The sequence below is a fragment of the Cellulomonas septica genome, from assembly GCF_012396155.1.
Lineage (GTDB): Bacteria > Actinomycetota > Actinomycetes > Actinomycetales > Cellulomonadaceae > Cellulomonas > Cellulomonas septica.
On sequence record NZ_JAAXOY010000257.1, the window covers coordinates 1 to 4,638 of the forward strand.

Genomic DNA, 4,638 nt, shown 5'->3' on the forward strand with positions numbered 1-4,638 from the left:
TTCTCGATCGACCAGAACGTGTGGGGCCGCGCCGTCGAGACCGGGTTCCTCGAGGACATCTGGAACGCCCCGACCAAGGACGTCTACACCTACACCGACGACCCGACGTTCCCGCCGGTCGCGGACGTGCCGGTCGTGGCGAGGGCGGCGTCACCGCCCCCGCCGCTCGCGTCCGGCACCGTCGGGTCGACGGGTACCGGCGGTTGCGGCGGGTCGGGCGGGTCGACGGGAGGTGCGTAGACGTTGAGCGCGGCGCACGTGACGTCCGCCCCCTCGTCGACGATCACGACGTCGCCCAGCACGGTCGCGCTGTCGCAGGTCCAGGTGGCGAACCGGTAGTCGGCGGGACCGTCGAGCCCCTCGGCCAGCCGGTACACGCCCGGCACGACGGGGATCGAGCGGACCGCGGCGCTGCCGCCCGGACCCCGCCACGTGCCCGTCGGGCCGGTCGCGACGAGCGTGAAGTCCGCCGGCTGCGCGGTGCCGCCGACGACGACCTTCTGGAGCGTGAGCGTCCCGCCGATCCACGTGTTGGTCGCGGTGCAGGTCACCTCGTCGTTGGCGGCGAGGTCGACGGTCCGGTCGACGACGGGGTGGTCGGGCCCGCAGTCCCACGCGACGAGGTCGTACCCGCGGCCGGCGACGTCGGTCCGCGCGACCTCGGAGAGCGTGTACGTGCCCGGCACGACGACGCCCGTCGCCTCGGGACCGCCGGACAGGCCGCTGAACGACGAGCCGCCCGGCGACGACGCGACGAGCGTCCAGTCCTGCGCGGCGGCCGGACCGCCGTCGACGGACTTGGCGAGCGTGAGCTGCGCGCCCGCCCAGCGGTTGGTGACGGTGCAGGTCACGTCGTCGCCGAGGGCGAGCGCGATCGACCCGTCGGACGCGACGGGCACGCTGCCGCCCGCGTCGTCGACGCACGCCCACCCGTCGGAGACGTAGTTCGTCAGCCCGATCTCGAGCAGCCGGTACGTGCCCGCCCCGACGGGCACGTCGGTGACGCTCACGGTGCCCGTGCTGCCGACGAGCAGTCCGCCGCTGCCGATCGCGAGCAGCACGAACGCGGTCGGCTGCGCGGGCCCGCCGCCGCGGTTGTCGAGCTGCTTCACGAGCGTGAGCTCGGGGGCGACGTCGGAGTTGACGATCGCGCACCGCACGTCGTCGGTGAAGGGTGAGCCGTCGGCGGCGGTCGCGGGGACCACGAGCACGCCGTCGGGCGCGTCGACGAACACCCCGCCGGCCTGGCAGATCCAGTCGGACGCCTCGTACCCGGGCGTCGTCGCGGGCGACTCGGCGAGCTGGTAGGTGCCGGGGGTGATCGCGACGCGCGTGACCGCGGGCGTGCCGGTGGTGCCGCTGAACGACGTGGGCCCGGTCGCCGAGAGGGTCCACTGCGACGGGGTCGCGGTGCCGCCCGCGTCGTTGGCGACGAGCTTGGTGAGCGTGAGGTGCGGCTGCGTGGCGACGTTGGTGACGGTGCACGTGACGTCGTCCCCGGCGGCGAGCGTCACGACGTCGCCCGCGACCGGGGCGGCGCCGCACGTCCAGCCGGACGCGGTGAACCCGGCGATCGTGGACTCCCCCAGCGTGTAGGCGCCGGCGGGCACGGGCACGCGCGTGGCGGCGGGCGAGCCGCTGACGCCCGAGACGGTCGCCTCCGGACCCGTCGCGGTGAGCGTCCACGCCGCGGGCGGGGCGCTGCTGCCCTCGACCTCCTTGACGAGGGTCAGGAACGCGCCGGACCACGTGTTCACGACGGTGCACACGACGTCGGCGGGCTGGTCGACGGTCACGACGTCGGCCGCGACGGGCGCGCCGTCGCAGGTCCACGGGCCCGCCGCGTACCCGGGCGGCCCGTCCTCGGACAGCGCCCACGACGAGCCCACGTCGACGGCCTGCCGCGTGACGGCGGGCGAGCCGGCGGGCCCGCTGAGGACGACGCCGTCCGGCGCGTCCACGGCCGTCAGCGTGAAGTCGCCGGGCAGCGCGGTGCCGCCGGCACGGTTGTCGACGACCTTGACGAGCGTGAGGCTGCCGCGCTCGATGGTGTTGGTGATCGTGCAGGTCACGTCCGCGCCGGCGGTGATCTCGACCGTGCCGAACGCACCGCCGCCCCCGCCGTCGCACACCCACCCCGACGCCGTGTAGTTGGTCGGCCCGGACTCGGCGAGCGCGTACGTCCCGGCGGGCACCTGCGCGCCGGTCACCGCGGGACCGCCCGAGACGCCCGACGCCGTGACGGGTCCCGTCGCGCTGAGCGTCCACGCCTGCGGGATCAGCGCCCCGCCCACCACCTGCTTGACGAGCGTGAGCGTCCCGCCGGTCCACGTGTTGGTGACGGTGCAGACCGCGTCGCCGTCGCCGTCGGCGAGCGTGAGCGTGCTGCCGCTGACGGTGCCCGCGGTGCACGACCACGCCGACGCCGTGTACCCGACCTGGGCGGCGGGCGTCGTGGGCGTCTCCGTGAGCGTGTACGTGCCGGACGGGACGGGCACCTCCGTGACGGTCGGCGAGCCGGACACGCCCTCGACGGTGCCGGGCGGGCCGGTCCCGGACAGGAGGAAGTCCGCGGTCGTGGCCGGGCCTCCGACGACCTCCTTGCGCAGGGTGACGAGGTGCGGCGTCGGCTCGGACCTCGCGTTCGTGACGGTGCACTCGACGTCCTGGGCGAGCGAGACCACCACGCTCGACGGGCCGGTCTGCGTGCCGCCCGTGCAGACCCAGTCGCCGGGCGTGTACCCCGACGGGCCGCCGGTCTCGGAGAGCTGGTACTCGCCGATCCGCACGGGTCCGCTCGCGGTGCCAGGGCCGGTGACGGTCGTGGGCCCCTGGGCCGTGAGGTCCCACGCGCTCGGCGACGCCGGACCGCCCGTCACGACCTTGCGGAGCGTGAGGCTCGGCTGGATCGCGTCGTTGCGGACCGTGCACGTGAGCGTGCCGTCGGCCGGGACGGTGACGGTCGGCGTCGGGTCGGTGAACGTGCCCGCCGCCCCGCAGTCCCAGCTCACGAACGCGTACCCGGGCACGCCGCCGGACTCGCCGATCGTGTAGTCGCCCGCGGGCACGACGAGCGACTGGATCCCGTTGAGCCCGTTCCCGGTGAACGTGTAGGCGGGGTCCTCGGTGCTCACCGCGGTCATGGTCCACAGCTCGCGGCGGCCCTCGCTCGCACCCGTGTCGAGGTTCTCGATCCGCTTGAACAGCGACAGCCGGCCGGTGACGTCCGGGTCCACCGCGGCCGCGGCCGGGGCGACCGCGCCCAGCACCGCGAGGACCGCGAGGAGCACGGTGGACACGACGGGAACGGCAGGGCGACGCACGGTTCCTCCCCCGCGGGCCGTGGCCGGCGCCGGACCCGCCCGTGCCCCATGCCGGACACGTCCCGTCGACTGTCACACGGACGGGCGATCTTCACGACCCGAGGCGCGCGACGTGCGTGCGGCCCCGGCAGCACGACGCGGACCGCGCGGGGCGCCCGCACGGTCCGCGTCGCCGCCGGCTCACTCGTACGCGACGGCGTCCAGCACCTTGAGCCTGGCCGCACGGGTCGCGGGCCACAGCGCGGCGAGCACCCCGACGAGCACCGCGAGCGCGACCATCCCGCCGAGGTTCGCCCACGGCACGGCGAGCTCGGAGAGCCCGTCGTCGGCGAACACGGTCGGCATCGTCGCGGCCAGCGCGACGCCGACGGCAAGGCCCAGCACCGTCCCGAAGACGGCGGTCAGCACCGACTCGACCGTCACCGTCCCGGCGAGCTGGAGCCGCCCGAGCCCGACGGCCCGCAGCAGCCCGATCTCCCGCGTCCGCTCGATCACGGACAGCGCGAGCGTGTTGACGATGCCCAGGACCGCGATGACGACGGACAGGCCGAGCAGCGCGTAGAGGATGACGAGCATCTGGTTCACCTGGTCGGCGAGGTTCGACACGAACTCGTCACGCGTCAGCACGGACACGACGACGTAGGGCGCGACGACGTCGGCGACGGCGTCCTGCAGCTCGGTCGCGCTGACGCCGGCGGCCGCGGTCACGAGGATCGTGTCGACCTGCTGCTGCTCGCGCGGGACGAGCGTGTCGAGGACGTCCTGCCCGACGACGAGCGGCGCACCGAGCACGTTCGTCGTGAACACCGCGACGACGGACAGGTCCTGCGGTCCGGCGGCCCCCGCGACGCTCAGCTCGTCGCCGACCTGCCAGCCGTGCTGGTCCGCGGCGGCCTCCGTGACGGCGACCTGCCCCGCGCCGAGCTGCTCGAGCGCGTCGAGCGACCCGTCGACGAGCTCGACCTCGACGGACCGGCCGAGCGTGCCGTCGGCCAGGCCGATCACGTAGTCGACCGCGGGGTCCTCGCCCGGCCCGGAGACGGCGAGCGGCGCGAACGCGACCGCGTCGGACGTCCCGGCCTCGGGCAGCGCCGCGACCTCGTCGACCGCGCCCGACGGGATGACCATGGTCGCCGAGCGGACCACGACGTCGGCGTTCGTCTGCGCCTCGACGACGCCCGTCACGGACTGCTGCGCCGACACCGCGATGACGGAGACCGCCCCCACGAGCGCCATGCCGATCATGAGCGCGCCCGCGGTGTTCGCGGCGCGGCGCGGGTTGCGCACGACGTTGCCGCGCGCGAGCCGGCCGACG

At 75.1% G+C, this 4,638-nt stretch carries 2 protein-coding genes and 1 pseudogene; 1 reads left to right on the plus strand and 2 read right to left on the minus strand.

Annotated features, from left to right (window positions below):
* Nucleotides 1-138: pseudogene (locus HGA02_RS10970) on the plus strand (argininosuccinate synthase); the annotation flags it as partial.
* Here the strand turns inward: HGA02_RS10970 and HGA02_RS10975 are convergent.
* Together HGA02_RS10975 and HGA02_RS10980 are read right to left on the minus strand one after the other, a co-directional pair.
* The gene (locus HGA02_RS10975; RefSeq protein ID WP_343035443.1) at nt 90-3,323 is read right to left on the minus strand and encodes a hypothetical protein; all 3,234 of its coding nucleotides are present in this window, start codon (nt 3,321-3,323) and stop codon (nt 90-92) included. The pseudogene HGA02_RS10970 and the gene HGA02_RS10975 overlap by 49 nt on opposite strands.
* A gap of 180 nt (nt 3,324-3,503) precedes the next feature.
* Nucleotides 3,504-4,638, minus strand: a 1,135-nt coding sequence (locus HGA02_RS10980) for an ABC transporter permease (RefSeq protein WP_168679041.1), incomplete at its 5' end; no start/stop codon positions are given.